The organism is Citrobacter braakii (genome assembly GCF_009648935.1).
In the GTDB taxonomy this organism is placed as follows: domain Bacteria; phylum Pseudomonadota; class Gammaproteobacteria; order Enterobacterales; family Enterobacteriaceae; genus Citrobacter; species Citrobacter braakii.
In genome coordinates, this window is record NZ_CP045771.1 from 1,120,449 (window position 1) to 1,144,340 (window position 23,892).

General features: G+C 53.0%; 24 protein-coding genes. 11 read left to right on the plus strand and 13 right to left on the minus strand.

The window, feature by feature from the left end; translation table 11 throughout:
* Window position 1 precedes the first annotated feature (1 nt).
* Entirely contained in the window at window positions 2–1,027 is a 1,026-nt protein-coding gene (gene tdh / locus GFC06_RS05140) for an L-threonine 3-dehydrogenase (protein ID WP_046275753.1), read from the plus strand.
* 67 nt (window positions 1,028–1,094) lie between these two features.
* Here the strand turns inward: tdh and rfaY are convergent, their stop codons facing one another.
* On the minus strand, window positions 1,095–1,781 hold the full coding sequence (gene rfaY / locus GFC06_RS05145; protein ID WP_137352462.1) for a lipopolysaccharide core heptose(II) kinase RfaY: 687 nt from the start codon (window positions 1,779–1,781) through the stop codon (window positions 1,095–1,097).
* 244 nt (window positions 1,782–2,025) lie between these two features.
* Here rfaY and GFC06_RS05150 point away from each other — a divergent pair, with 244 nt between their 5' ends.
* Window positions 2,026–3,060, plus strand: coding sequence for a glycosyltransferase (locus tag GFC06_RS05150; protein ID WP_153689904.1), 1,035 nt, complete (start codon window positions 2,026–2,028; stop codon window positions 3,058–3,060).
* On the opposite strand, the gene GFC06_RS05155 is transcribed toward GFC06_RS05150, so the two are convergent.
* Genes GFC06_RS05155 through gpmM form a run of 3 tightly spaced genes read right to left on the minus strand, consistent with a single transcriptional unit; the run spans window position 3,047 to window position 6,859 of the window.
* Window positions 3,047–4,018, minus strand: a complete 972-nt coding sequence (locus tag GFC06_RS05155; protein ID WP_153689905.1) for a divergent polysaccharide deacetylase family protein — start codon at window positions 4,016–4,018, stop codon at window positions 3,047–3,049. The two genes, GFC06_RS05150 and GFC06_RS05155, sit on opposite strands and share 14 nt — an antisense overlap.
* A gap of 3 nt (window positions 4,019–4,021) precedes the next feature.
* Window positions 4,022–5,281: a murein hydrolase activator EnvC gene (envC, locus tag GFC06_RS05160; RefSeq protein ID WP_230330234.1), complete on the minus strand. Its 1,260-nt coding sequence runs from the start codon at window positions 5,279–5,281 to the stop codon at window positions 4,022–4,024.
* Window positions 5,282–5,314: 33 nt separating this feature from the next.
* Entirely contained in the window at window positions 5,315–6,859 is a 1,545-nt protein-coding gene (gpmM, locus tag GFC06_RS05165) for a 2,3-bisphosphoglycerate-independent phosphoglycerate mutase (protein WP_016154967.1), read from the minus strand.
* Window positions 6,860–7,106: 247 nt separating this feature from the next.
* Here gpmM and GFC06_RS05170 point away from each other — a divergent pair, with 247 nt between their 5' ends.
* From GFC06_RS05170 to cysE, 5 genes are all read left to right on the plus strand, one after another.
* A complete protein-coding gene (locus GFC06_RS05170) occupies window positions 7,107–7,538 on the plus strand; it encodes a rhodanese-like domain-containing protein (RefSeq protein WP_005120473.1) in 432 nt (143 codons plus the stop codon).
* A 51-nt stretch (window positions 7,539–7,589) separates the two neighbouring features.
* The gene (gene grxC / locus GFC06_RS05175; RefSeq protein ID WP_003024152.1) at window positions 7,590–7,841 is read left to right on the plus strand and encodes a glutaredoxin 3; all 252 of its coding nucleotides are present in this window, start codon (window positions 7,590–7,592) and stop codon (window positions 7,839–7,841) included.
* Between the two features lie 46 nt (window positions 7,842–7,887).
* Complete coding sequence (gene secB / locus GFC06_RS05180; protein ID WP_003024155.1) at window positions 7,888–8,355, plus strand: protein-export chaperone SecB; 468 nt, start codon at window positions 7,888–7,890, stop codon at window positions 8,353–8,355.
* Window positions 8,355–9,374, plus strand: coding sequence for an NAD(P)H-dependent glycerol-3-phosphate dehydrogenase (gene gpsA, locus GFC06_RS05185; RefSeq protein ID WP_016154966.1), 1,020 nt, complete (start codon window positions 8,355–8,357; stop codon window positions 9,372–9,374). Before secB ends, gpsA begins: the two co-directional genes overlap by 1 nt.
* Window positions 9,375–9,451: 77 nt before the next feature.
* Window positions 9,452–10,273: a serine O-acetyltransferase gene (gene cysE / locus GFC06_RS05190; RefSeq protein WP_016154965.1), complete on the plus strand. Its 822-nt coding sequence runs from the start codon at window positions 9,452–9,454 to the stop codon at window positions 10,271–10,273.
* A gap of 181 nt (window positions 10,274–10,454) precedes the next feature.
* Here the strand turns inward: cysE and trmL are convergent, their stop codons facing one another.
* From trmL to GFC06_RS05220, 6 genes are all read right to left on the minus strand, one after another.
* On the minus strand, window positions 10,455–10,928 hold the full coding sequence (gene trmL, locus GFC06_RS05195; RefSeq protein WP_016157744.1) for a tRNA (uridine(34)/cytosine(34)/5-carboxymethylaminomethyluridine(34)-2'-O)-methyltransferase TrmL: 474 nt from the start codon (window positions 10,926–10,928) through the stop codon (window positions 10,455–10,457).
* Between the two features lie 46 nt (window positions 10,929–10,974).
* Complete coding sequence (locus tag GFC06_RS05200; RefSeq protein WP_016157743.1) at window positions 10,975–12,315, minus strand: MFS transporter; 1,341 nt, start codon at window positions 12,313–12,315, stop codon at window positions 10,975–10,977.
* 195 nt (window positions 12,316–12,510) lie between these two features.
* Window positions 12,511–13,701 carry an FMN-dependent L-lactate dehydrogenase LldD gene (lldD, locus tag GFC06_RS05205; protein ID WP_103767005.1) on the minus strand — a complete coding sequence of 397 codons (1,191 nt, stop codon included), beginning with the start codon at window positions 13,699–13,701 and terminating at the stop codon, window positions 12,511–12,513.
* Window positions 13,698–14,474 (minus strand): transcriptional regulator LldR, encoded by a 777-nt coding sequence (gene lldR / locus GFC06_RS05210; RefSeq protein WP_003024170.1) that lies wholly within the window; start codon window positions 14,472–14,474, stop codon window positions 13,698–13,700. The genes lldD and lldR overlap by 4 nt, the downstream gene beginning before the upstream one ends.
* Window positions 14,471–16,126: an L-lactate permease gene (gene lldP / locus GFC06_RS05215; RefSeq protein WP_016154960.1), complete on the minus strand. Its 1,656-nt coding sequence runs from the start codon at window positions 16,124–16,126 to the stop codon at window positions 14,471–14,473. The genes lldR and lldP overlap by 4 nt, the downstream gene beginning before the upstream one ends.
* Before the next feature lie 262 nt (window positions 16,127–16,388).
* Window positions 16,389–16,751 (minus strand): YibL family ribosome-associated protein, encoded by a 363-nt coding sequence (locus GFC06_RS05220; protein ID WP_016154959.1) that lies wholly within the window; start codon window positions 16,749–16,751, stop codon window positions 16,389–16,391.
* A 292-nt stretch (window positions 16,752–17,043) separates the two neighbouring features.
* Here GFC06_RS05220 and GFC06_RS05225 point away from each other — a divergent pair, with 292 nt between their 5' ends.
* Window positions 17,044–17,250 carry a hypothetical protein gene (locus GFC06_RS05225; protein WP_016154958.1) on the plus strand — a complete coding sequence of 69 codons (207 nt, stop codon included), beginning with the start codon at window positions 17,044–17,046 and terminating at the stop codon, window positions 17,248–17,250.
* A 12-nt stretch (window positions 17,251–17,262) separates the two neighbouring features.
* Here GFC06_RS05225 and mtlR read toward each other — a convergent pair whose 3' ends face one another.
* From mtlR to mtlA, 3 genes are all read right to left on the minus strand, one after another.
* Window positions 17,263–17,853, minus strand: coding sequence for a mannitol operon repressor MtlR (gene mtlR / locus GFC06_RS05230; protein ID WP_005120486.1), 591 nt, complete (start codon window positions 17,851–17,853; stop codon window positions 17,263–17,265).
* The gene (gene mtlD / locus GFC06_RS05235; RefSeq protein ID WP_153689906.1) at window positions 17,850–18,998 is read right to left on the minus strand and encodes a mannitol-1-phosphate 5-dehydrogenase; all 1,149 of its coding nucleotides are present in this window, start codon (window positions 18,996–18,998) and stop codon (window positions 17,850–17,852) included. Before mtlD ends, mtlR begins: the two co-directional genes overlap by 4 nt.
* A 219-nt stretch (window positions 18,999–19,217) precedes the next feature.
* Window positions 19,218–21,134: a PTS mannitol transporter subunit IICBA gene (mtlA, locus tag GFC06_RS05240; RefSeq protein WP_047501314.1), complete on the minus strand. Its 1,917-nt coding sequence runs from the start codon at window positions 21,132–21,134 to the stop codon at window positions 19,218–19,220.
* A 534-nt stretch (window positions 21,135–21,668) separates the two neighbouring features.
* Here mtlA and GFC06_RS05245 point away from each other — a divergent pair.
* The 3 genes from GFC06_RS05245 (at window position 21,669) to GFC06_RS05255 (ending at window position 23,849) form a co-directional block, all read left to right on the plus strand.
* The gene (locus tag GFC06_RS05245) at window positions 21,669–22,031 is read left to right on the plus strand and encodes a DUF3302 domain-containing protein (protein WP_103767001.1); all 363 of its coding nucleotides are present in this window, start codon (window positions 21,669–21,671) and stop codon (window positions 22,029–22,031) included.
* Between the two features lie 2 nt (window positions 22,032–22,033).
* On the plus strand, window positions 22,034–23,170 hold the full coding sequence (locus GFC06_RS05250) for an HlyD family secretion protein (protein ID WP_016157740.1): 1,137 nt from the start codon (window positions 22,034–22,036) through the stop codon (window positions 23,168–23,170).
* Window positions 23,171–23,240: 70 nt separating this feature from the next.
* Window positions 23,241–23,849, plus strand: coding sequence for a glutathione S-transferase (locus GFC06_RS05255; RefSeq protein ID WP_047501319.1), 609 nt, complete (start codon window positions 23,241–23,243; stop codon window positions 23,847–23,849).
* Window positions 23,850–23,892: the final 43 nt, after the last annotated feature.

Below are 23,892 nucleotides of genomic sequence, written 5' to 3' on the forward strand. Positions count from 1 at the left end.
AATGAAAGCGTTATCCAAACTGAAAGCGGAAGAGGGCATTTGGATGACCGACGTTCCTGAACCGGAAGTCGGCCATAACGATTTGCTGATTAAAATCCGTAAAACAGCCATCTGCGGGACTGACGTTCACATTTATAACTGGGATGAATGGTCGCAAAAAACCATCCCGGTACCGATGGTCGTTGGACATGAATATGTCGGCGAAGTTGTTGGCATCGGCCAGGAAGTTAAAGGCTTTAAAATCGGCGATCGCGTTTCAGGCGAAGGTCATATCACCTGCGGGCATTGCCGTAACTGCCGCGGTGGACGTACTCACCTGTGCCGCAATACGACCGGTGTTGGCGTAAACCGTCCTGGCTGCTTTGCAGAATACCTGGTGATCCCGGCATTTAACGCGTTTAAAATTCCGGACAACATCTCTGACGACCTGGCGTCTATCTTCGATCCGTTCGGTAATGCGGTGCATACGGCGCTGTCGTTCGATCTGGTTGGGGAAGATGTGCTGGTTTCCGGCGCGGGTCCAATCGGTATTATGGCGGCAGCGGTTGCCAGGCACGTTGGCGCACGCCACGTGGTGATTACCGATGTTAATGAGTATCGCCTTGAACTGGCGCGTAAAATGGGCATCACTCGCGCGGTCAACGTGTCGAAAGAGAGTCTGACCGACGTGATGGCTGAACTGGGCATGACCGAAGGGTTTGATGTCGGTCTGGAGATGTCCGGCGCGCCGCCAGCGTTTCGCACCATGCTGGACACCATGAACCACGGTGGCCGTATTGCTATGCTGGGTATTCCACCATCAGACATGTCCATCGACTGGACAAAAGTTATCTTTAAGGGATTGTTTATTAAAGGTATCTACGGTCGTGAGATGTTTGAGACCTGGTACAAGATGGCCGCATTGATTCAGTCTGGTCTGGATTTGTCGCCGATTATCACCCATCGATTCTCCATCGATGAATTCCAGCAGGGCTTTGACGCGATGCGCTCGGGCCAGTCAGGGAAAGTGATCCTGAGCTGGGATTGAATGCTCGACTTGTATTAAATGCTACCAACGGCCAGATTCTTTATTCTGGCCGTATAAATAATAAATACTATTTGCCACGAAGCTTTCTGGATAAAGATCTTATCGCTTCTTTGAGCCAGATGAGCTTATAGATTAATCCTTTTCCTTTGATGTTAATATGATATTTTCGCTGCAAAGCTAAAATATCATTAGCCTGGCAAATCTTCATATTTCCCTTACAGGATAAGTCAATTATTCTTAATTCACCGCCTGGCGTACGAATGAAATTTCCAGGGTGGATATCATTAGACGCCAACCCGGCTTTGTGAAGGCGCAGAACGCACTGCTTCACTTCATCGGCATTCTTATGGTTAATTTCTTTTAAAGGAGTGCCTTCAACATATTCATGAATAATATAAACATCATGACACTGACGAAGGCGTACTTTTTCAGCGGCATAGTAGAGATCGGCTGTACAGGCGCGCATTTCCGGGGAGAGTGTGTCCAGCTTCTTGATGAGCCTGGAATAAAAGGGGCCGGAGATAAAATTCTGCATTTTTTTCTCAAATCGAGGATCAACTTCACGGTCGTTTTTGATGATAAATTTTTGTGAGTTGTACTCGACCAGTTCTACACTGCGCATGGCGTTACCACTGCTCAATGGTTTGCCACTGATTTCTTTGTTTATATACTTATTCATCAGTGACTTAAGGTCTATTTTGGTCTCTTTGCAATAGACCGTATAACCTTTTTCATGTGTCTTACTGATGGCCATCACTTTCCTCAATATCAGTGTACATCGCGCGTTAATTTACAGGGGTATAGTATACAGGTTGTGTCCCTCAATATGTAGACGATCTGAGCTATCACAGGCCGCTGAACTCAGGCGCCGCATGGCATTTTCCCATACTGGATGCTTTCGCTGCGCCGCTTCTGAAAATTAAACGTTCTAACCTTAATAATTCCTTAATGAAACTGTAGTAAAAGTCATCAGTGTACTGACAAACTTGGGTTACCTGATGAGAAACCGCACAAATATGTTGAGTGTTATTATTCCGTTGTATAACGCGGGTGATAGTTTTCGGGATTGCATGGAATCTTTGATCGCACAGACATGGGCTGCGATAGAGATCATTATTGTGGATGACGGTTCAACGGATAACTCTGTTGATATTGCAAGATATTATGCTGATAACTATTCCCATGTCCGGTTGTTACATCAGACTAACGCCGGGGCATCTGTCGCGCGTAATCGTGGGCTGGCAGTGGCCAAAGGGGATTATGTTGCATTTGTCGATGCCGATGACCTGGTTTATCCCAATATGTATGAAACCCTGATGACCATGGCGCTTCAGGATGACCTCGATCTGGCACAGTGCAATTCTGATTGGTGCATTTTCGAAACGGGGGACACCTGGCAATCAATACCGACGGACCGTCTGCGGTCTACGGGTGTATTGACCGGCCCCGACTGGTTACGTATGGCATTGGCTTCACGCCGTTGGACGCATGTGGTCTGGATGGGGGTTTATCGCAGAGATGTTATCGAGAAAAACAAGATAGCGTTTATTCCAGGGTTGCATCATCAGGATATTGTATGGACGACGGAGTTTATGTTTAACGCCAAACGTGTGCGATATACCGAGCAATCATTGTATAAATACTTCTTACACGATCAATCAGTTAGCCGTCTTAAAAGACAAGGCTTAAAAAATCTCAATTACCAACGCCACTATATTAAAATTACACGGTTATTGGATAAGTTGAATCGTGAATATGCGGGTCGGATTACTATTTATCCGGAATTTCATCAGCAAATAACCTATGAAGCATTACGCGTTTGCCACGCAGTACGCAAAGAGCCGGATGTCCATATTCGTCAACGCATGATTGCAGAGATTTTTGTCTCTGGTATGTATAAACGCATGATTACTAACGTACGCAGCGTCAAAGTTTTGTACCAGGCGCTGCTATGGTCATTCCGTCTCTGGAAATGGCGCGATAAAACATCCTCGCCCTCTCGTATTGCCCGTAAAACGCTTAATTTACGTTAGCGTTCATAGGGCTGGGTGAGGATGTATTCCCCCAGCCCTGCCATTGCAGGCGCATGTACTGCACCAGCGTGCTTTGGGTGATGCTTTCACCGAGCACGCTGAAGAAGCGGCTGGCGTAAACCGGCTCTAACGGCTGCTTCGGTTTGCATAATCTCACCCCGCGGAAAGGATTACGTGGCGCATCAGGTTTACCATTCTTCGGCGGTGTAAGGTTTGGTCTGGAGGTATCTACCTGTGGTTCATTGAGCAGGCTGCTTGGGCGAACCAGCGTAATGTCCGCAGGCAGGTTATAAAGCATCTGCTGCAGGACGCGAACTGTCGAAGGGTGAGGATGCCCAATGGCAATTGCTGAACCGTTGCGGCGCGCAAGCTCAACGGCACGATTAAACTGACGGCGAATATCGGCTTCGTTTTGCGTGTCATCCAGGAAGACTTTGCGTTTGATAACCTTCACGCCGGTTCCTGATGCTGCGCGCATTGCCTGACTGTTGCCGATGGTCATACTGTCCAGGAAGTAGAGATCGTAGCGTTCCAGCGCCTGCATCACCTTCTGCATGCCGAACAGGCTGGAGGTCATCGCGCTGCCCATATGGTTGTTCAGCCCGACCGCATTCGGTACTTTGCTTACCGCGTCGCGAATAATCCGCTCAATCTCTTCGCTGCTCATTTCCGGGCGCAAAGTATCTTTCTCTAACGGCTGTTTGCTCAGCGGCGCCATCGGCAGATGGATTAAAACTTCATGCCCGCTGTTATGCGCTTTAATCGCCATTTCACGCGCGTGTGGGGCATTAGGCAGAACGGCAACGGAGAGGGTGGAAGGCATCGCCAGAACCTGATTTTCGGTGTGTGGACGATAGCCGAAATCATCAATAACGATGGCAAGTTTGCCAGCAAAAACAGGTGTTGCGAAGGCCAGCACGCTGGCGAGAGAGAATAATAGACGACGAAATTGAGGCAAAACTTATCTTCCCAACCACGGCTGTGGATTGACCGCCTGACCCTGGCGACGAATTTCGAAATAGAGTGCCGGCCTGCCCTGTCCGCCGCTGCTACCCACAAGTGCAATAGGCTGCCCGGCGCGAACCTGCGTACCGACGCTGACCAGCGCGCTCTGGTTATAACCGTACAGGCTCATATCGCCTTTACCGTGCTCAACGACGACCACCAGACCGTAGCCCTGCAACCAGTCCGCCAGAATGACGCGGCCATCGGCAATGGCTTTAACTTCGGTGCCTTCGGATGCGCCAATAACCATCCCCTTCCAACGTAGCTCACCTTGCAACTGTTCGCCATAACGATGTAGCGTTGGGCCACGAACGGGCCAGAATGCCTGGCCGCGTGGGGAACCTAAACCGCCGGTACGGGACATCAGTGATTTTTCGCTTTCGGTTGGCTTGTAGGTTGAGCCTTTCCGTGACGCATCCTTCTGTTTGTCACGTACGGCCTGCGCCTCGCGAGCTTCACGTTCCGCGCGTGCTTTGGCTGCGGCTTCGGCACGAGCAATGCTGTTGCGCAGGCGTGATTCGTTGGCGCGCATTTCGCCCAGTTGCTGCTGACCCTGCTGAATCGATGACTCCAGACCCGAGAGCGTCTTCTTGCGTTCATTACGCGCCTGCTCCAGCTTAGCCTGCTGAGCGCGCTGTTCGTACAGCAACGTCTGCTGTTCGCTCTGCTTATCTTCCAGCTCGGCTTTTTGCGAGTCGACTTCTTCGCGGGTTTGTTTCAACTGCGCGATGGTTTCCTGTCGCGCCTGGTTCAGATAGCCGAAATAGGCCTGCAGGCGTTGCCCGCGCTGGCTCTCTTCCCCGCTCAGAATGAGCTGAATACCGGTGTGTTCGCCCTGGCGAAACGCTGCGTCAAGTTGGGCTGCCAGGCTACGCTCTTGCGCAGCCCGCTGTTTTTCCAGCTTCGCGAGGGCGGCATTCATTTCAGTGATTTGCGCATTCAGCTGCGCCAGCGAGTTTTGCGTTTCGCGTAGTTGCCTGGCGGCAACGGCGATGGCCTGTTCCTGAGCTTTAAGTTGAGCGAGGAGAGTGGAGCGTTGTTGTTGTTGTTGGCGTACCGCGCGTTCTTTTGCCGCGATATCAGCCTGAATAGATTTGAGCTGATCGCGCTCGTCCGCGTGGGCGGAAAAGGCGCACAGCAATACGCCAGCGCTAAGCGCGCTGGCGTAGAACAAGGGCCTGACTGAAAGCTTTTGCAGTTTCACGGCCCAAGTGATGGTATTAATCGCCTTTCCCCTCATGGGGAGGGATTATTCCACGATGAACAGCGGCTTACCAGTCATCTCTTGCGGGATTTCCATACCCATCAGCGTCAGCATCGTCGGGGCGATATCAGAAAGTTTGCCGCCTTCAACTGCTTTGACGTTTTTACCACCGACATAAATCAGCGGAACGGGCAGGTTGGTGTGTGCTGTATGCGCCTGACCGGTGGACGGATCGCGCATTTGCTCTGCGTTACCGTGGTCCGCGGTGATCAGCAGTTGGCCGCCAACGGATTCAACCGCTTTAGTCACCTGCTCAACGCAGTGATCCAGCGCTTCAACCGCTTTAACCGCTGCTTCCATCACCCCGGTGTGACCAACCATGTCGCCGTTCGGGTAGTTACAAATGATGGTGTCGTATTTTCCGCTCTGAATCGCAGCAACCAGCTTCTCGGTCAGCTCAGCAGAGCTCATTTCCGGCTGTAGATCGTAGGTCGCGACTTTCGGCGAATTGATCAGGATGCGATCTTCGCCTTTGAACGGCTCTTCTACGCCGCCGTTAAAGAAGAAGGTCACGTGGGCATATTTTTCCGTTTCGGAAATACGCAGCTGCGTTTTGTCATTCTTCGCCATCCACTCGCCAAGGGTGTTGGCCAGAGACGCTGGTGGGTAAGCAACAGCCGTTTTGATGTCGGCTGCGTATTCGGTCAGCATCACAAAGTTGAGGTTAACGACTTTCTTACGGGCGAAGCCGTCGAAGTCAGCGTTAACAAACGCACGGGTGATTTCACGCGCACGGTCAGCACGGAAGTTCATGAAAATCAGCGTATCGCCGTCTTCCATGGCGGCTTCAGCCTGGCCTTCAGCACGGATCACGGTCGCTTTCACGAATTCGTCGTTTTCGTCGCGGGCATAAGCAGCCTGCAGGCCTTCAACAGCCGTAGCGAACTGGAACTCGCCTTTTGCCAGCGTCATCAGGTCATAAGCCTGTTCAACGCGATCCCAACGGTTGTCGCGGTCCATGGCGTAGTAACGACCGATGATGGACGCTACGCGGCCTTTGCCCAGCGCGGCAAATTTCTCTTCGAATTTCTGCAGCGAATGTTCAGCGCTGCGCGGCGGGGTATCACGGCCATCAAGGAAAGCGTGCAGATAGATTTTCTCAGCACCGCGTTCAGCTGCCATTTCGACCATCGCCATGATGTGATCTTCGTGGCTGTGAACGCCGCCAGCAGAGAGCAGGCCCATGATGTGAACCGCTTTGCCGCTATTTTTTGCCTGGTCGACCGCATCGGTCAGCACTGGGTTAGCGAAGAAAGTCCGTTCTTTAATTTCAACATCCAGACGGGTCAGGTCCTGATACACGATGCGGCCCGCGCCCAGGTTGACGTGACCCACTTCGGAGTTGCCCATCTGGCGATCGGGCAGGCCGACTTCCAGGCCAGAGGCATCAATCAGGGTATGCGGACGTTTTGCCCACAGAGCATCCATTACCGGGGTTTTGGCATTAAAGATGGCGTTATCCTGGCTGTCTTCACGATAGCCATAGCCATCCAGAATCACCAGTACCATAGGTTTTTTAGAAACCGACATTGCGACAACCTCACACTCAATAGACAAAAATAATTGCGTAATTTTACTACAGCTGAATCGATAAAATAGCCCCAGAAGATCAAATAATCGACCAGAGCGTGTCGCAGAGGGCGCGGATTTACGTTTTTTTTTCCGTAGCGCCCCGCAAAAATGCAATCCAATGCACGCTCTGGCTGTATTTGCGCCAACGCGCAGGTATACTCCTTTCCTGGTTTTTTAATCACTAAGTCGGGAGTTGTTACCCCCCATGCAAGAAATTATGCAATTTGTTAGTCGCCACCCTGTATTGAGTATCGCCTGGATTGCGTTACTGGCGGCTGTATTATTTACCACGTTTAAGAGCCTGACTTCGAAAGTGAAGGTAATTACGCGCGGAGAAGCCACTCGTCTTATCAACAAAGAAGATGCGGTGATTGTGGATTTACGTCAGCGCGACGACTTCCGCAAAGGCCATATCGCGGGCTCCACTAACCTGCTGCCGAGCGAAATCAAAGCCAACAATTTTGGCGAGCTGGAAAAACACAAAAACAAACCTGTTATTGTGGTTGATGGCTCTGGTATGCAGTGCCAGGATTCAGCAACTGCGCTGATTAAAGCCGGTTTTGAGCAGGTATCTGTACTGAAAGACGGCGTAGCGGGCTGGAGTGGCGAGAATCTGCCACTGGTTCGCGGCAAGTAATTTACTCGTCTTCTTTCATGCCTCAGGGTAAAAGAACACTGGAGATAAGTCATGGCCAATATTGAGATCTATACCAAAGCGACCTGCCCGTTTTGCCATCGCGCAAAGGCGCTGTTGAACAGCAAGGGTGTGAGTTTCCAGGAACTTCCGATTGACGGCGATGCCGTGAAGCGTGAAGAGATGATCAAGCGCAGTGGCCGTACAACGGTTCCGCAGATTTTTATTGATGCACAGCACATTGGTGGTTGTGACGACTTGTATGCGTTGGATGCACGTGGTGGACTGGATCCACTGCTGCGTTAAGGCGTACCGAAGTATTTAAAGGACAACACTAAAGGGTTTTCTCAACATGTCAGAACAAAATAACACTGAAATGGCTTTCCAGATCCAACGTATTTATACCAAGGATGTGTCTTTCGAAGCGCCAAATGCACCACATGTTTTCCAGAAAGATTGGCAGCCAGAGGTTAAACTGGATCTTGATACCGCATCTACCCAACTGGCAGATGATGTGTATGAAGTAGTGCTGCGTGTCACCGTAACGGCTTCTCTGGGTGAAGAAACTGCGTTCCTGTGTGAAGTTCAGCAGGGCGGTATTTTCTCCATCAGTGGTATTGAAGGGACTCAGATGGCGCATTGCCTTGGTGCATACTGCCCGAACATTCTGTTCCCGTATGCCCGCGAATGCATCACCAGCCTGGTTTCACGCGGTACATTCCCGCAACTGAACCTTGCGCCGGTCAACTTTGATGCGCTGTTCATGAACTATTTACAGCAGCAGGCTGGCGAAGGTACTGAAGAACATCAGGATGCCTGATGAACCAAAGTAATGCTTCAATGACTGTGATTGGTGCCGGCTCGTACGGCACCGCTCTTGCCATCACCCTGGCAAGAAATGGCCATCAGGTTGTCCTGTGGGGCCATGATCCGAAACATATCGCGACCCTCGAGCACGATCGCTGCAACGTCGCGTTCCTCCCTGATGTGCCTTTTCCCGAAACGCTGCGCCTGGAAAGTGATTTAGCCACTGCGCTGGCCGCCAGTCGTAATATTCTGGTGGTGGTGCCGAGCCACGTCTTTGGCGAAGTGCTGCGCAACATCAAACCGCTGATGCGTCCTGACGCTCGTCTGGTCTGGGCGACAAAGGGTCTGGAAGCGGAAACGGGACGCCTGCTGCAGGACGTCGCGCGTGAAGCGCTGGGGAATTCTATTCCACTGGCGGTTATCTCCGGTCCGACGTTCGCCAAAGAGCTGGCGGCGGGCATGCCGACGGCGATTTCTCTGGCCTCGACGGACGACACCTTTGCTGACGATCTCCAGCAGTTGCTGCACTGTGGCAAGAGCTTCCGCGTTTACAGCAATCCGGATTTCATTGGCGTGCAGCTTGGCGGCGCGGTGAAAAACGTCATTGCGATTGGCGCGGGGATGTCTGACGGCATCGGTTTCGGCGCGAATGCGCGAACCGCATTGATCACCCGTGGACTGACCGAAATGTCTCGCCTTGGCGCGGCGTTGGGTGCCGATCCTGCCACCTTTATGGGGATGGCGGGTTTAGGCGATCTGGTGCTGACCTGTACCGACAACCAGTCGCGTAACCGTCGTTTTGGCATGATGCTCGGCCAGGGGATGGACGTGCAGGGGGCGCAGGACAAGATTGGTCAGGTGGTTGAAGGCTACCGCAATACGAAAGAAGTTCGTGAATTGGCGCACCGTTTTGGTGTTGAGATGCCAATAACCGAGGAAATTTATCAAGTATTGTATTGCGGAAAAAACGCGCGCGAGGCAGCATTGACGTTATTAGGCCGTGCACGCAGGGACGAGCTGAGTCGCCACTAGCTGTAAGGAACTGTTGAATATAACGACCCGACCCGCGAAGAACGGGTCGGTCGTTTTGCTACCTTCTGGAGTACGCAATGCCGTGTGAAGAACTGGATATCGTCTGGAAAAACATTAAAGCGGAAGCCCGGGCACTGGCGGAATGTGAGCCAATGCTGGCCAGTTTTTATCACGCAACGCTGCTCAAGCATGAAAACCTCGGTAGTGCGCTGAGCTATATGCTGGCGAATAAACTCGCTTCCCCGATCATGCCCGCCATTGCCATTCGCGAAGTCGTGGAAGAGGCCTACGCGGCCGATCCTGAAATGATTGCCTCAGCGGCCTGTGATATTCAGGCGGTACGCACGCGTGATCCGGCTGTCGATAAATATTCCACCCCACTTCTGTATCTGAAGGGCTTTCATGCGCTTCAGGCCTACCGTATCGGTCACTGGCTGTGGCATCAGGGACGTCAGGCGCTGGCGATCTTCCTGCAAAATCAGGTGTCCGTTAGCTTCCAGGTAGACATTCACCCGGCGGCAAAAATTGGCCGTGGGATTATGCTCGATCACGCCACAGGTATTGTGGTCGGTGAAACTGCCGTGATTGAAAACGACGTCTCTATTTTGCAATCCGTCACGCTGGGCGGGACCGGTAAAGCCGGCGGTGACCGCCATCCGAAAATTCGTGAAGGCGTGATGATTGGCGCGGGAGCAAAAATTCTCGGTAACATTGAAGTCGGGCGCGGCGCGAAGATTGGCGCAGGTTCCGTCGTTTTACAGCCGGTACCCCCGCATACCACTGCAGCAGGCGTTCCGGCACGCATCGTCGGTAAGCCTGACAGCGATAAGCCGTCCATGGATATGGATCAGCATTTCAACGGGATACATCATACTTTTGAGTATGGAGATGGTATCTGATTTCGAGCTATCTTACCTGGCAGATTAAACCTGGGCTGTGCTCGTCATCCTCACGGACTGCGTGTACGCTCCGGTGACTGCGCGCAGTCCGTGTTCAATCTGTCTGCGCCGATAACGCTCGAAATGAATTCCATCAAATTAATGTAGGTCGGATCAGGCGCTAGCCGCCATCCAACAATCATCAGCTACGCAGTACCGCGCCCGGATACCCTAGCTGGCGCCAGGCCTCATACACCACCACCGACACCGCATTTGACAGGTTCATGCTGCGACTGTCTGGCATCATTGGAATACGAATTTTTTGTTCGGCCGGCAGCGCGTCAAGGATGCTGGCTGGCAGACCGCGTGTTTCCGGACCAAACATCAGATAATCCCCGTCCTGATAGCATACCGCGCTATGCGCTGGCGTACCTTTGGTGGTCAGAGCAAACAGGCGCTGCGGATGTTCTGCGGCGACGAAGGCGGCGTAATCAGGGTGGCGCAGCACGGCGGTAAATTCATGGTAATCCAGCCCCGCGCGACGCAGGCGCTTGTCGTCCCAGGTAAAGCCCATTGGCTCTATAATATGCAGACGAAAGCCGGTGTTGGCGCAAAGACGGATAATATTGCCGGTATTTGGCGGGATTTCTGGTTCGAATAAAACGATGTTAAGCATACTGCCCCCTTGATAACGGGGGGCAGAATAGCAGAAAGAGCGGGTACTATGCGACGGTCAGCGTGTGCGGTTTATAGCGTTGCAGCTTGTAAATTGTCGCGGCAGCAGCGACCAGGGCCGGAAGGCTGAGGAACATTAAGATACTGTCTGCCTGCCATTGCAGGGAAAGCAGTTGGGCGCTCATCATCGTACCGGCTACGCCGCCGAAGCGGCCCACGCCCTGCATCCAGGCAATGCCCGTCGCACGGCAGTGGGTTGGATAAAACGTGGCGGCCAGCGTCTGCAGCCCGGACTGCGCGCCGTTCATGGTAATCCCCATCAGGAAGATCAGTGCGCCGAACAAGATGATGTGGTTATGTTCAAACCCGAGAGCGAGGGCAAACAGCATCGTCAGAATAAAGCCAAGTGACACCACTTTATGGGCTTCCCAGCGGTCCATTAACCAACCGGCCAGCAGGATCCCCGCCGTACCGCCAAAGGTAAACAGCGATGTCAGCCAGGCGGATTCGGCCAGCGGATAGCCCATTCCCAGCATCAGCGTTGGCATCCAGCTCAGCAGCACGTAATAGATAACCAGCCCCATAAAGTAGGTCATCCAGAGCATCAGCGTACCCGGCAGCCAGGGCATACTAAATAACTGTGCCACGCTGCTTTTTTTGACCGTGATACGGTCTTCATCCAGATAAAACTGGGTAACCTGTTCCAGACTTCCCGACATAAAGCGTTGAGCAATGCGTTTGATCTGTGCAACCCCTTTACCGCGGTGAACCAGATACTTAACCGACTCCGGCAGGAACAGCACCAACAGTGCGGTGAGGACCAGCGGGGCGATCGCACCAGCAAGCAGAACACTGTGCCAGCCGTAGTTGGGGATCAGCCAGGAGGAGATCACGCCGCCGCCCGCAGCCCCTAATGGAAAGCCACAGTACATGGTGTTAATCGCCATTGAACGACAGCGTTTCGGGGCGAATTCTGACACCAGGGTGATGGCATTGGGCATTGCCGCGCCAAGCCCAAGCCCGGTGAGAAAGCGCCAAAACGTGAGCATATTCAGCGTCTGGGCATAGGCGGTTCCCAGACTGGCGAGGCCAAAGAACAGACAGGAAAAGACCAGGACGCGCTTACGACCCATACGATCGGAAATCGGTCCGGCCAGCAGGGCGCCAAATGAGAGGCCCAATAGCGCGGCGCTTAACACCGGTCCAAGATCTTGTTTCTTGATGCCCCAGTCGGCTGAAAGCGTGGGGGCAATATAGCCCATCGCCGCCGTATCGAAGCCGTCAATGGCTAAAACCAGAAAACCCAGGACAATAATGACCCAGTGGAAGCGCGAAAAAGCACTGTCATCTATCGCCTGCTGGATATTCACTTTTCCGGAATAAGCCATGTCACCCTCGCCCGTTATGATGGTTGTTATATGTATAAAATGCTGTTGTATTAGCTTGTCTATACATTTGGCAGGTGGATAAAAAGTTGTCAAATATATTGGTTTTAAATGTTAACTAGTCGTTATTTTTGGATAAAAAATGGTCGGGCTGAAAACAGACCGACCATTCAGAAAATGGGGTTTACGGGGATGTTGTTACGCTGCGCTACCCTGGACCAAAGGTGCCAGCGCGGCAGGCAGGCTCTTACCCAGTTCCTGTACCAGCGAATCACGGCTGATTTCGCTAATCGACTTCGCACCGGTCAGGGTCATCGCCACCTTCATCTCTTTCTCGATCAGGTTCAGCAGATTCGCCACACCGGCCTGGCCATGGGTCGCCAGCGCGTACAGATAAGCACGCCCCAGCAGCACGCTATCCGCGCCCAGCGCTATCATGCGTACAACGTCCAGACCATTGCGGATCCCGCTATCAGCCAGAATGGCAATATCGCCTTTCACCGCATCGGCAATGGCGGGCAGCGCACGAGCTGAAGACAGCACGCCATCTAACTGACGGCCACCGTGGTTAGAGACAACGATGCCATCTGCGCCAAAGCGTACGGCGTCGCGGGCATCTTCAGGGTCGAGGATCCCTTTGATCACCATCGGACCATCCCAGAATTCGCGGATCCACTCGAGGTCTTTCCAGGAAATCGACGGATCGAAGTTATTCGCCAGCCAGCCGATGTAATCTTCAAGGCCGGTGGGTTTTCCCAGATAAGTCGAAATATTGCCTAAATCATGCGGGCGACCGTTCAGACCAACGTCCCATGCCCACTGTGGATGAGTGACTGCTTGCCAGTAGCGGCGCAGTGCCGCATTTGGGCCGCTCATACCGGAATGGGCGTCACGGTAGCGTGCGCCAGGTGTTGGCATATCGACGGTAAAGACCAGCGTGGAGCAACCCGCCGCTTTGGCGCGCTCCAGTGCGTTACGCATAAAACCGCGATCGCGCAGAACATACAGCTGGAACCACATCGGACGCTTGATGGTCGGGGCGACTTCTTCAATCGGACATACGGACACTGTGGAAAGCGTAAACGGAATGCCTTTGGCATCAGCGGCGGCGGCGGCCTGAACCTCGCCCCGGCGTGCGTACATGCCGCACAAACCGACAGGCGCGAGGGCTACCGGCATGGAGAGTGTTTCGTTGAACAGCTTGGTTTCCAGGCTCAGGTCGGACATATTCTTCAGTACGCGCTGGCGCAGCGCCACCTCTGACAGGTCTGCCACGTTACGGCGCAAGGTGTGCTCGGCATACGCCCCGCCGTCAATATAGTGGAACAAGAAGGGGGGCAGGATGCGCTGGGCTGCGGCGCGATAGTCGCTGGCTGCTGAAATAATCATGTGTTGTTCTCCCTGCTATTCTCACCAGGATCACCGGGCAGGCGAGTAATACGCGCCTGACGGGCCTGATCTTCATCAAATCGTTTAATTGTGGTGTGGACAAAACTGAGGTGCGCCATCATGGCCTTACGCGCCCCGTCGGCATCCCCGGCAACAATGGCGTCCAGCACGGCCTGATGCTGCGCCGTCAGTTGAGAAAATACGGGCGGTACCAGGTACATACGTTGGCGGCTCTGTTTTACCGAAGACTGCAGGACGTCGAAGAAACCGCGCATGGTCTGCAACAGCACCACGTTGTGTGAGGCTTCCGCAATGGCGAGATGAAAACGAACGTCAGCCTGCGAGGCGAGATCCGGATCTTCGCTTTGCGTGGCCTCGAAACAGAGCCTGATTTTCTCTTTATCCGCGGCGGTGGCCCGCATGGCAGCGTGCCAGGCGGTACTGGCTTCGATGGCGTGGCGGGCCTCCAGAATATCGAAACTGTAATCAGGATCGTCCGCCAGCAGGGTTTTCAGCGGCTGAACGATGTTTTGTTCAGACCAGGCCTCATGCTGCCAGCGGATAAACGTCCCGCCGCCACGACGGCTAATCAGTACGCCTTCACTGACCAGCTTTGCTAACGCCTCGCGCAGCGAGTTACGCGATACGCCGAGCTGTACGGCCAGTTGGCGCTCAGCGGGCAACTTCATGCCCGCCTCCAGCTGTTGTTCTTCAATCAGCGCCCGCACACGAGATGCGACTTCGTCTGACAGGCGTCTGGGCATCACTATCATGGAATCATCCAGGTTAAGACATAGGCCTGCAGCGTGGTAATCACACCCACCATGCAGGTGAAAATCAGGCTGTGTTTCACGGTAAAGCGGAACAGGTCAGACTCTTTCCCCACTAATCCCACTGCCGCACAGGCGATAGCGATAGATTGCGGCGAGATCATCTTGCCGGTCACGCCGCCGGTGGTATTTGCCGCCACCATCAGCACATCCGAAACGCCGATTTGCTGAGCAGCCGTAGCCTGCAGGGCGGCAAACAGTGCGTTTGATGAGGTGTCGGACCCGGTCAGAAATACCCCCAGCCAGCCGAGGAACGGTGAGAAGAAGGTAAACGCGCTGCCGGTGTGTGCCAGGGCCAACGCCAGGGTTGATGAAAGCCCGGAGTAGTTTGAGATAAACGCGAATGCCAGCACCATTCCGATGGAGTAAATAGGTAATGCCAGATCTTTCAGCGTGCTGCCAAAAGTCTGCAGCGCTGCGGACGGCTTCATCTTCAACCAGACGATAGACAGCAGGGCGGCAAACAAAATCGCGGTACCGGTTGCGGAGAACCAGTCAAATTTATATACCGCCGCGTAGGCTGTGGCTTCGTGTACGACCGGCGGCATACGGGCAACCAGCTTATCGAGGTACGGAACCGGAATATTGACCACCCAGTGGTACATCGCGCCGCCTGGCGCAAACAGCGCTTTAAACGGCGGTACGCTCCACAGCGTGACGGTGGCGGTCAGGAACAGGAACGGAGACCAGGCGCGGACCACCTGTCCAGCGGTATAGTGGGTGCGAGCCAGCGTCTGATCGACCTGTGAAGCGCCCATATCGCCAAAGCGGAAGATGCGTACCGGCTGCCAGCGTTTCAGGAACAGCGTCAGGCAGACCAGCGAAACCAGAGACGAGATAATGTCCGGCAGTTCCGGCCCGATAAAGTTAGAGCTGAGGTACTGCGCGATAGCAAACGAGCCGCCAGCGACCATCACCGCAGGCCAGGTCTCTTTTACGCCACGCCAGCCATCCATAATCGCCATAATCCAGAACAACACGATAATGGTCAGGAACGGTAACTGACGGCCCACCATCTGACCAATCTCGAAGCTATCCAGCCCGGTAACCTGACCGGCAACCAGAATCGGAATACCCATTGCGCCAAAAGCGACCGGAGCGGTGTTTACGATCAGACACAAACCTGCCGCGTACAGAGGATTAAAGCCCAGACCAACCAGCAGTGCGGCGGTAATCGCTACCGGAGCGCCAAATCCTGCCGCCCCTTCGAGGAATGCGCCAAAGGAGAAACCGACAATCAGCATTTGCAGACGTTGGTCCGGGGTAATCGAGAGTATTGAGGAGCGGATGATGTCGAACTGCCCGGTTTTCACCGAGATTTTATAGACGAATACCGCGGCGATAATGATCCAGGCAATTGGCCACAAACCATAGAAGAAGCCGTACACCACGGAAGCCAGAGCGTGATCGACCGGCATTTTGTAAAACAGCAGGGCGACCGTCAGAGCGATCACCACCGTCCATGACGCCGCAACATAGCCTTTCAGCTTGAGCTTAATCAGGGCGAAGAAAAAGAACAGGATAGGGAGCGATGCGATCAGACTGGAAAGCCAGATGTTACCGGCCGGGTCGTAGTTCTGTTGCCAGAGATTCATTGCAGGTCTCCTGGGGGCCGCCGACATAATGGAATGAGTCTGTGCTCATCTCCTGGTCACATTATGTGTAAAAGTGGCCCTGCCAATATTGTTGTGTAGGGGTAATGACAATGAATGGTTAATCAAATGTTATTTATTGGCAACGGTATTGTACGCACATTTTAATGAAATGTGAGGTGCTGGTAGGATCTGGCTGAAATTGGTAGGGCCAATTGCGAGGGGAAGGGAAGGACCGGGCAAGCGAATGTTGCCCGGTGGGAGATCAGAACTCGCTCTTCGCGAAGCCCGTCATCTCTTTCAGGCCCATTTCACGGCCAAGCTCGGTCATCGGGTGAACGACGATCAGGCCGCGCACGCTCTTCTTCAGCTTGCCCATGTCGGCCTGTTCTTTTTTGGTGATAGCACGACGGAAAGGAAGTTTCGCCAGCTTTTGCGCTTCTTTGCTCAGCTTCTGGCCGTGGACGTCACGCAGACGCGCGATTTCAGTTTCCAGCGTTTCTTTCTCTTGCTCCAGCTCGGCATATTTGTCGGCGGCTTCAACCAGGGACAGGTCTGCCTGCTGGTGGCGGATAGCGTCCAGACGATCACTCAGGCGTTTAATTTCGTTTTTTTCGACTTCTTTCATAGGATAGCTTCTGATAAAAATAGGATGAATATCCTATAGTATGCGCGCAGAGCGGGATTATTCACAACTAATCGAAGATAAATAATCAAATGTTGCAAGTATTATTCAGCTAATGAAAATACTACTATTTTGATTAATAAGGAATTTTAAGTGATAAGGTCGGCCGTAGTGCTTTTTATTGGCGGGTTCATAGTGAAGCACGTTTTCCTCAATATAATCGCCCAACCGATCCTAAACTTAAATGAGCAACCGCGCAGGCTGAGCGCGGTTAATACATGGAGGAGGGAAGATTATGGCGAAAATAGGTGAGAACGTTTCGGCCCTTATTGATAAGACGGTCGATTTTATGGCTTCAAGCCAGGCTTTTCGCGAATATCTGAATAAAACACCACCGCGCAACGTTGTCCCTACTGAAATACCGCAGGAGAATGCGCAGCTGTATCTGCAACGTCTGGCGTATTATCGGCAGCTGTATCGACCGCAGCAGGAAGAGAAGTAAGCCTGCAGGGTCTTATTTTTGAAAGGCTTTTTTTAAGCTGATTTTAGAAATCAGCTCGGTCAGGGAAAGTACCATCGTGGAGCGTACCATCTGCTGGTAGCGCTGAATCTGCATTGCGTGCAAACCTGAGTCTGAGGTATCAAACTGCGGTGGCGGCGGGAGTGCCGTCACGCAGTGGAGTTCGCCAAACGGGCCAAGAATTTCGTCGTCGGTGAACGCGTATTCATTACCGTCATGGTTTAACTCTTCCCGCAGCGCCATCAGAAGCTCCGCATCTTCATACTCCGGCCGGCTGAGTACGCCCAGACCGTAAATTAGCTTCAGACGAACGGAAAGATCGCCCAGCGGACCGTCGCCGTCGAGCAGGGGTTCTACGGCATATTTTACCGCATAGTCGTCTTTGCGAAATACCTGAAGCACAAGGATATTCACCGCTTCGGTGAGCAGTTCTACGGCGGTGATGAGGAAGCTGCGTACGGTTTTGCCAGCATTCAGACGCTCAAGCACACGATTTTCAAAGGCCTGCGTTTGTTCCATTATTGCCTGCATATCTGACAATCTGTCATTTGGGCGCAGGCTGACCTGCGCCACATTCTCTATCATTTGGTTGCGTTATATGCGTTAACCGCCTCCGCCACCACATCACTGTTGGCATCCAGACCGGAAACCTGTGCCAGCGCGGCCTGTGGACCTTTTTCGTCAATCAGCGCGGCCAGTTCCTGGGCCTGCGGATCTTCTTCACTGCGATAGTGCATCGCTGCAGCAATACCGGTGACCAGATTCACGTGCGGCAGGCCATACTCCAGCGTGCCCAGCAGCGGTTTAATCAGACGGTCGCCCGCGCTCAGTTTACGCAGCGGCTGACGACCCACGCGCTCAACGTCATCTTTCAGATACGGGTTTTCAAAGCGACCGAGGATTTTCTGAATGTATGCCGCATGTTTTGCTGCATCAAAGCCATAGCGTTTGATCAGTACCGCGCCGCTCTCTTCCATCGCACCTTTTACCACTGCACGGATTTTCTCGTCGAGAATCGCGTCCCGGATGGTCTGATGACCGGTCAATTTTCCGAGGTACGCGGTTATAGCATGCCCGGTGTTCAGCGTGAAGAGTTTACGTTCGACAAATGCCATCAGGTTATCAGTTAATTCCATTCCCGGGATGTCAGGCAGTTCGCCTTTGAACTGTGTTTTGTCGACAATCCACTCACTGAAGGTTTCGACGGTGACTTCCAGCGGATCGTTGGTCGCAGAAGCCGAAGGGGGAACAATGCGGTCCACGGCGGAATCGACGAAGCCAACATGTTCTTCAACCCAAGATTTGTCTTCATCTGCCAGCGCGTTCATAACGTGGCCTTTCAACTGGGTGGTTCCGCGCACCATGTTTTCACAGGCGATAATATTCAGCGGAGTGGCGATGCCCTGCGCCTTGCGTTTAACCAGCCCTTTGGCGATGGCCGGAGCGATACGCTCAAGCACGACCGGGCCGACGGCGGTAGTGACTAAATCTACCTGGGCAATCAGATCGACAACATCATCGCCGATGCTGCTCACGGCGTTGACGCCGGAAACGGTATCAACCTGCTCGTTTTCACCCACCACATGAACCTGATAGCTATGACGGGCATTCAGGGCATCGAGCACGACCTGGTTTACATCCGCGAACGTCAGTTGTATCCCCGCGTCCGCCAGCAGTTTGCCGATAAAGCCACGACCGATATTACCTGCGCCAAAATGTAATGCTTTCATAGTATTAACCTTCATTAATGTTTTTACCCAAGAGGGCTGGGGTGAGGCGTTTCCCTCAACCTAACCCTCTCCACAAGGGAGAGGATATCGCCTTCATATTTCGAACTGCAGATGCGTTGGCTCTCCTCGCTCACCCCAGTCACGTACTTATGTACGCTCCTGGGATTCGCTGCGTTGCCGCCTTTCTGCAGCTCGAACTATTTTGGAGATACTTAATGGTTAAGCTTTTTTACCTGCCAGCAGTTCCAGAACTTCATCCACGCTGGTGGTATGGGCCAGACGTTCGATCACGGATTCGTCATCCAGAGCGTTGGTCAGGCTGGTGATCACCTGGATATGTTCATTGTTACGTGCGGCGATACCAATGACCAGGCGGGCAATGTCGTCTTCTTCTTCACCGAAGCGCACGCCTTCCGGGTACTGGCAGAACACCACGCCGGTTTTCAGCACGCGGTCTTTGGCTTCAACCGTACCGTGCGGCACTGCGATGGACTCACCGAGGTAAGTCGGGGTCAGTTTTTCGCGGTCCAGCATCGCCTCGACGTATTCTGGCTCAACGTAGCCGCCTTTCACCAGTTGCTCACCGGCAAAGCGAATCGCTTCTTCTTTGTTAGTGGCTTTACGGCCGAGGAAGATATTCTCCGCACCCAGTTTGAACAGGTGGGTATCACCCTCTTCGAAGCTGTCTTTCAGGTGATCGCGGACTTTCTCTTCGTTCACGTTGTGGCGCTGTGCAGCAACCAGACGTTCGGTCAGGCTGGAGTACAGGGCGCTGTCGAGGAAGTTGGTCAGCGAAATGTGCTGCGCCTGAGGCACCTGGCGCATCGCACGTTCGGTCAGGTCACGGTGGGTAATGACCAGATCGACATCCGGCGGCAGATTGTTAATCGCGCTGTTGGTGACGGAAATCTGAGACAGACCGGCATCCTGCACTTTCTTGCGCAGTACGCCCGCACCCATGGCGCTGGAGCCCATACCTGCATCGCAGGCAACGATGATTTTACGCACATGGCTCAGGTCGTTAGTCACGTCGCCAGCCGCCAGCGGAGATGCACCTTTGGATTCCGCTTTCATGTCGTGCATACGACGAGTTGCGGCATCAATGTCATCATCTTCTTTCACTTTGCTGGTTTTCAGCAGAATGGCTGAGACGACAAAGGAGACAGCCATTGCGGCACAGATAGCAGCGATGTTCGCGAAGTAAGCACCCTTCGGCGTCATTGCCAGTACGGCCAGGATAGAACCCGGAGAAGCCGGAGAAACCAGGCCGCCGTTCAGGATAGTCAGGGTAAATACGCCAGTCATACCGCCGAGGATAACGGCCAGGATCAGACGCGGGTTCATCAGCACGTACGGGAAGTAAATTTCGTGGATACCACCCAGGAAGTGGATGATAGCCGCGCCGCCTGCAGACTGCTTAGCGCTGCCGCGACCGAAGAACATGTATGCCAGCAGAACGCCCATACCCGGACCCGGGTTAGCTTCAATCAGGAAGAAGATGGATTTGCCCATCTCATGGGACTGCTGAATACCCAGCGGTGAGAAAATACCGTGGTTGATGGCGTTGTTGAGGAACAGGATTTTCGCCGGTTCAACGAAGATAGACGCCAGTGGCAGCATGTCATGGACAACCATGAAGTTAACGCCTGCCGCCAGGATTTTGGACAGTGCTTCAACCAATGGGCCAATACCAAGGAATGCCAGAATGGCGAGGATCATCCCGATGATGCCTGCGGAGAAGTTATTCACCAGCATCTCAAAACCGGACTTGATCTTACCGTCTACCCAGTTGTCGAAATGTTTGATAGCCCAGCCGCCCAGCGGACCTGCGATCATCGCGCCGAGGAACATTGGCATATCGGCACCGACGATAACGCCCATGGTGGTGATAGCACCCACCACGCCGCCACGCTCGCCGCCAACCAGCTTACCACCGGTATAACCGATCAGCAGCGGCAGCAGATAGGTGATCATTGGGCCGACAAGCTTCGCCAGCGTTTCGTTCGGCAACCACCCTGTCGGAATGAATAATGCGGTGATAATACCCCACGCGATAAACGCGCCGATATTTGGCATCACCATGTTACTGAGGAATCGACCAAAGCTTTGCACTTTGATCTTAATATCGGATGACATAAAAACACCCCTTCTTATTGTTTGCTGTCGCGCAGGCTAAAAGCCCGAGGTTTGTTAATGTAGCGGCAGGAGGTAGCCGGACCCTGTAGATACTGCGAAATCTGGCACTGAATCGTTCAACTGTCCAGTCGACGACTTTTTATGTGACGTTTGTCACGTAAATATAGGGTGTATGGCGTTAGTTAATGTGATTTTCATCACAAAATATCGGTACAAAAAAACATCACAGGTCAAGAATTGGCTAAAAATGGGCGTTAAGTGTGAAGTTGTTCACGTTTTTGTTTTGGCTGTTTGTTGGGTATTTGTGATCTACTTCGCAATAAATATTTGTCTGGATTTCTCCTGGTGTGATCTGGAGCGGATTCTGTTTCATCAACTATTTCTTGCAACTACCCCGCAAGCCATCAACCTGAAAATTTATACCCTGGTGGTATGGCGGAAATGACTAACTGCAATTATGTTCAAATTACCAGCCATGACTCCTTTCGGCTGCCTGCAATTGAAAGCTCTGATTAGCGTGAATACGAGGCGGGTATGTTTCTAAACTATTTCGCGTTAGGTGTGCTGATCTTCGTTTTTCTGGTTCTGTTTTACGGAATCATCGCTATCCATGATATTCCCTATAACATGGCTAAGAAGCGCAACCATCCCCATGCCGATGCCATCCATACGGCGGGTTGGGTGAGCTTATTTACGCTGCATGTTATTTGGCCCTTCCTGTGGATCTGGGCCACGCTCTATCAGCCAGAACGAGGCTGGGGAATGCAGTCACACATCACGCCGTCCGGGAAGGAACCTGACCCTGAAATTGCCGCGCTGGCCGCGCGCATCACCCAGTTGGAAAATAGACTGGATGGGGACAAAAAAAACGATAACTCCACCTTTCCGGAGATTTGATCATGGACTTGTTGATTGTCCTGACCTATGTGGCATTCGCCTGGGCCATTTTTAAAATATTCCGTATTCCGGTAAATCAATGGACGCTTGCTACCGCCGCATTAGGTGGGGTGTTTATTGTGGCGGGACTCATTTTATTAATGAACTATAACCACCCGTATACCTTTACGGCGCAAAAGGCGGTTATTTCAATTCCTGTTACCCCACAGGTCACCGGAATTGTTAGTGAGGTGACAGATAAAAATAATCAGCTGATTAAAAAAGGCGAGGTGTTATTTAAACTCGATCCCGTTCGTTATCAGGCGCGGGTCGACAGGCTGCAGGCCGACCTGGTGACCGCTACGCACAACATCGACAATATGAAAGCGCAGCTGTCTGAAGCCGTAGCCAATACCACCCGCGTTTCCGCTGAACGAGATCGCCTGTATAAAGATTATCAACGCTATTTGAAGGGTAGTCAGGCGAAGGTTAATCCATTCTCTGAAAGCGACATCGACAATGCCCGGCAAAACTACCTGGCGCAGGATGCGCTGGTCAAAGGCTCCGTTGCCGAACAGACGCAGATTCAGAGCCAGTTAGACAGTATGGTCAATGGAGAGCAATCTCAGGTTGCGTCTCTGCGCGCCCAGCTCGCTGAAGCCAAATACAATCTTGAACAGACTATCGTACGTGCGCCCAGCAACGGTTATGTAACGCAGGTGCTTATCCGGCCCGGGACCTATGCCGCCGCGCTGCCTCTGCGCCCGGTGATGGTATTTATTCCGGAACAAAAACGGCAAATCGTGGCGCAATTCCGCCAGAATTCGTTGCTGCGCCTTAAACCGGGTGATGAAGCGGAAGTGGTCTTCAACGCGCTGCCAGGCCAGGTATTCTCCGGCAAGCTCACCAGCATTCTGCCGGTTGTTCCGGGCGGTTCTTATCAGGCGCAGGGAGCATTACAGTCCTTAACGGTGGTGCCGGGTACCGATGGCGTGCTGGCCACGATTGAGCTGGCTCCCAATGCCGATGTGGATGCGCTGCCGGACGGTATCTATGCCCAGGTGGCGGTCTATTCCGACCATTTCGCTCATGTTTCAGTGATGCGTAAAGTGCTGCTGCGCATGACCAGCTGGATGCATTACCTTTATTTGGATCATTGAGACCGTCATCACCTGCCATTTGCACTGACCTGAGCCATACTGATATTTTTGTTGGCAAAAAGGACCCGGCATGAAACTCATTGGCAGCTATACCAGCCCTTTTGTGCGTAAAATTTCTATTCTGTTACTGGAAAAGGGCATCACCTTCGAATTTGTGAATGAACTCCCCTATAACGCAGATAACGGCGTGGCACGCTATAACCCGTTAGGAAAAGTGCCCGCGTTGGTTACCGATGAGGGCGAGTACTGGTTTGACTCTCCGATCATCGCGGAATACATAGAACTGCTGGATATTGCGCCAGCGATGCTGCCGCGTGAACCACTGGCGGCGCTGAAGGTACGCCAGTTGGAAGCGCTGGCCGATGGCATTATGGATGCCGGTTTAGTCTCGGTACGCGAACAGGCTCGCCCCGCCGCGCAGCAGTCAGAAACCGAACTGTTACGCCAGCGAGAAAAGATTACCCGTAGTCTGGATATGCTGGAAGGTTATCTGGCGGAGGGTACGCTGAAAACGGATACGGTTAACCTGGCAACCATTGCGATTGCCTGTGCCGTCGGTTATCTCAATTTCCGTCGGGTTGCGCCCGGCTGGTGTGTTGATCGCCCGCGTCTGGTCAAACTGGTGGAAACGCTCTTTCAACGCGAAAGTTTTGCCCGTACGGAACCGCCAAAGGCTTGATACACATTATACTCGCCTGAGCAAAGTCACGGTACAATCCTTC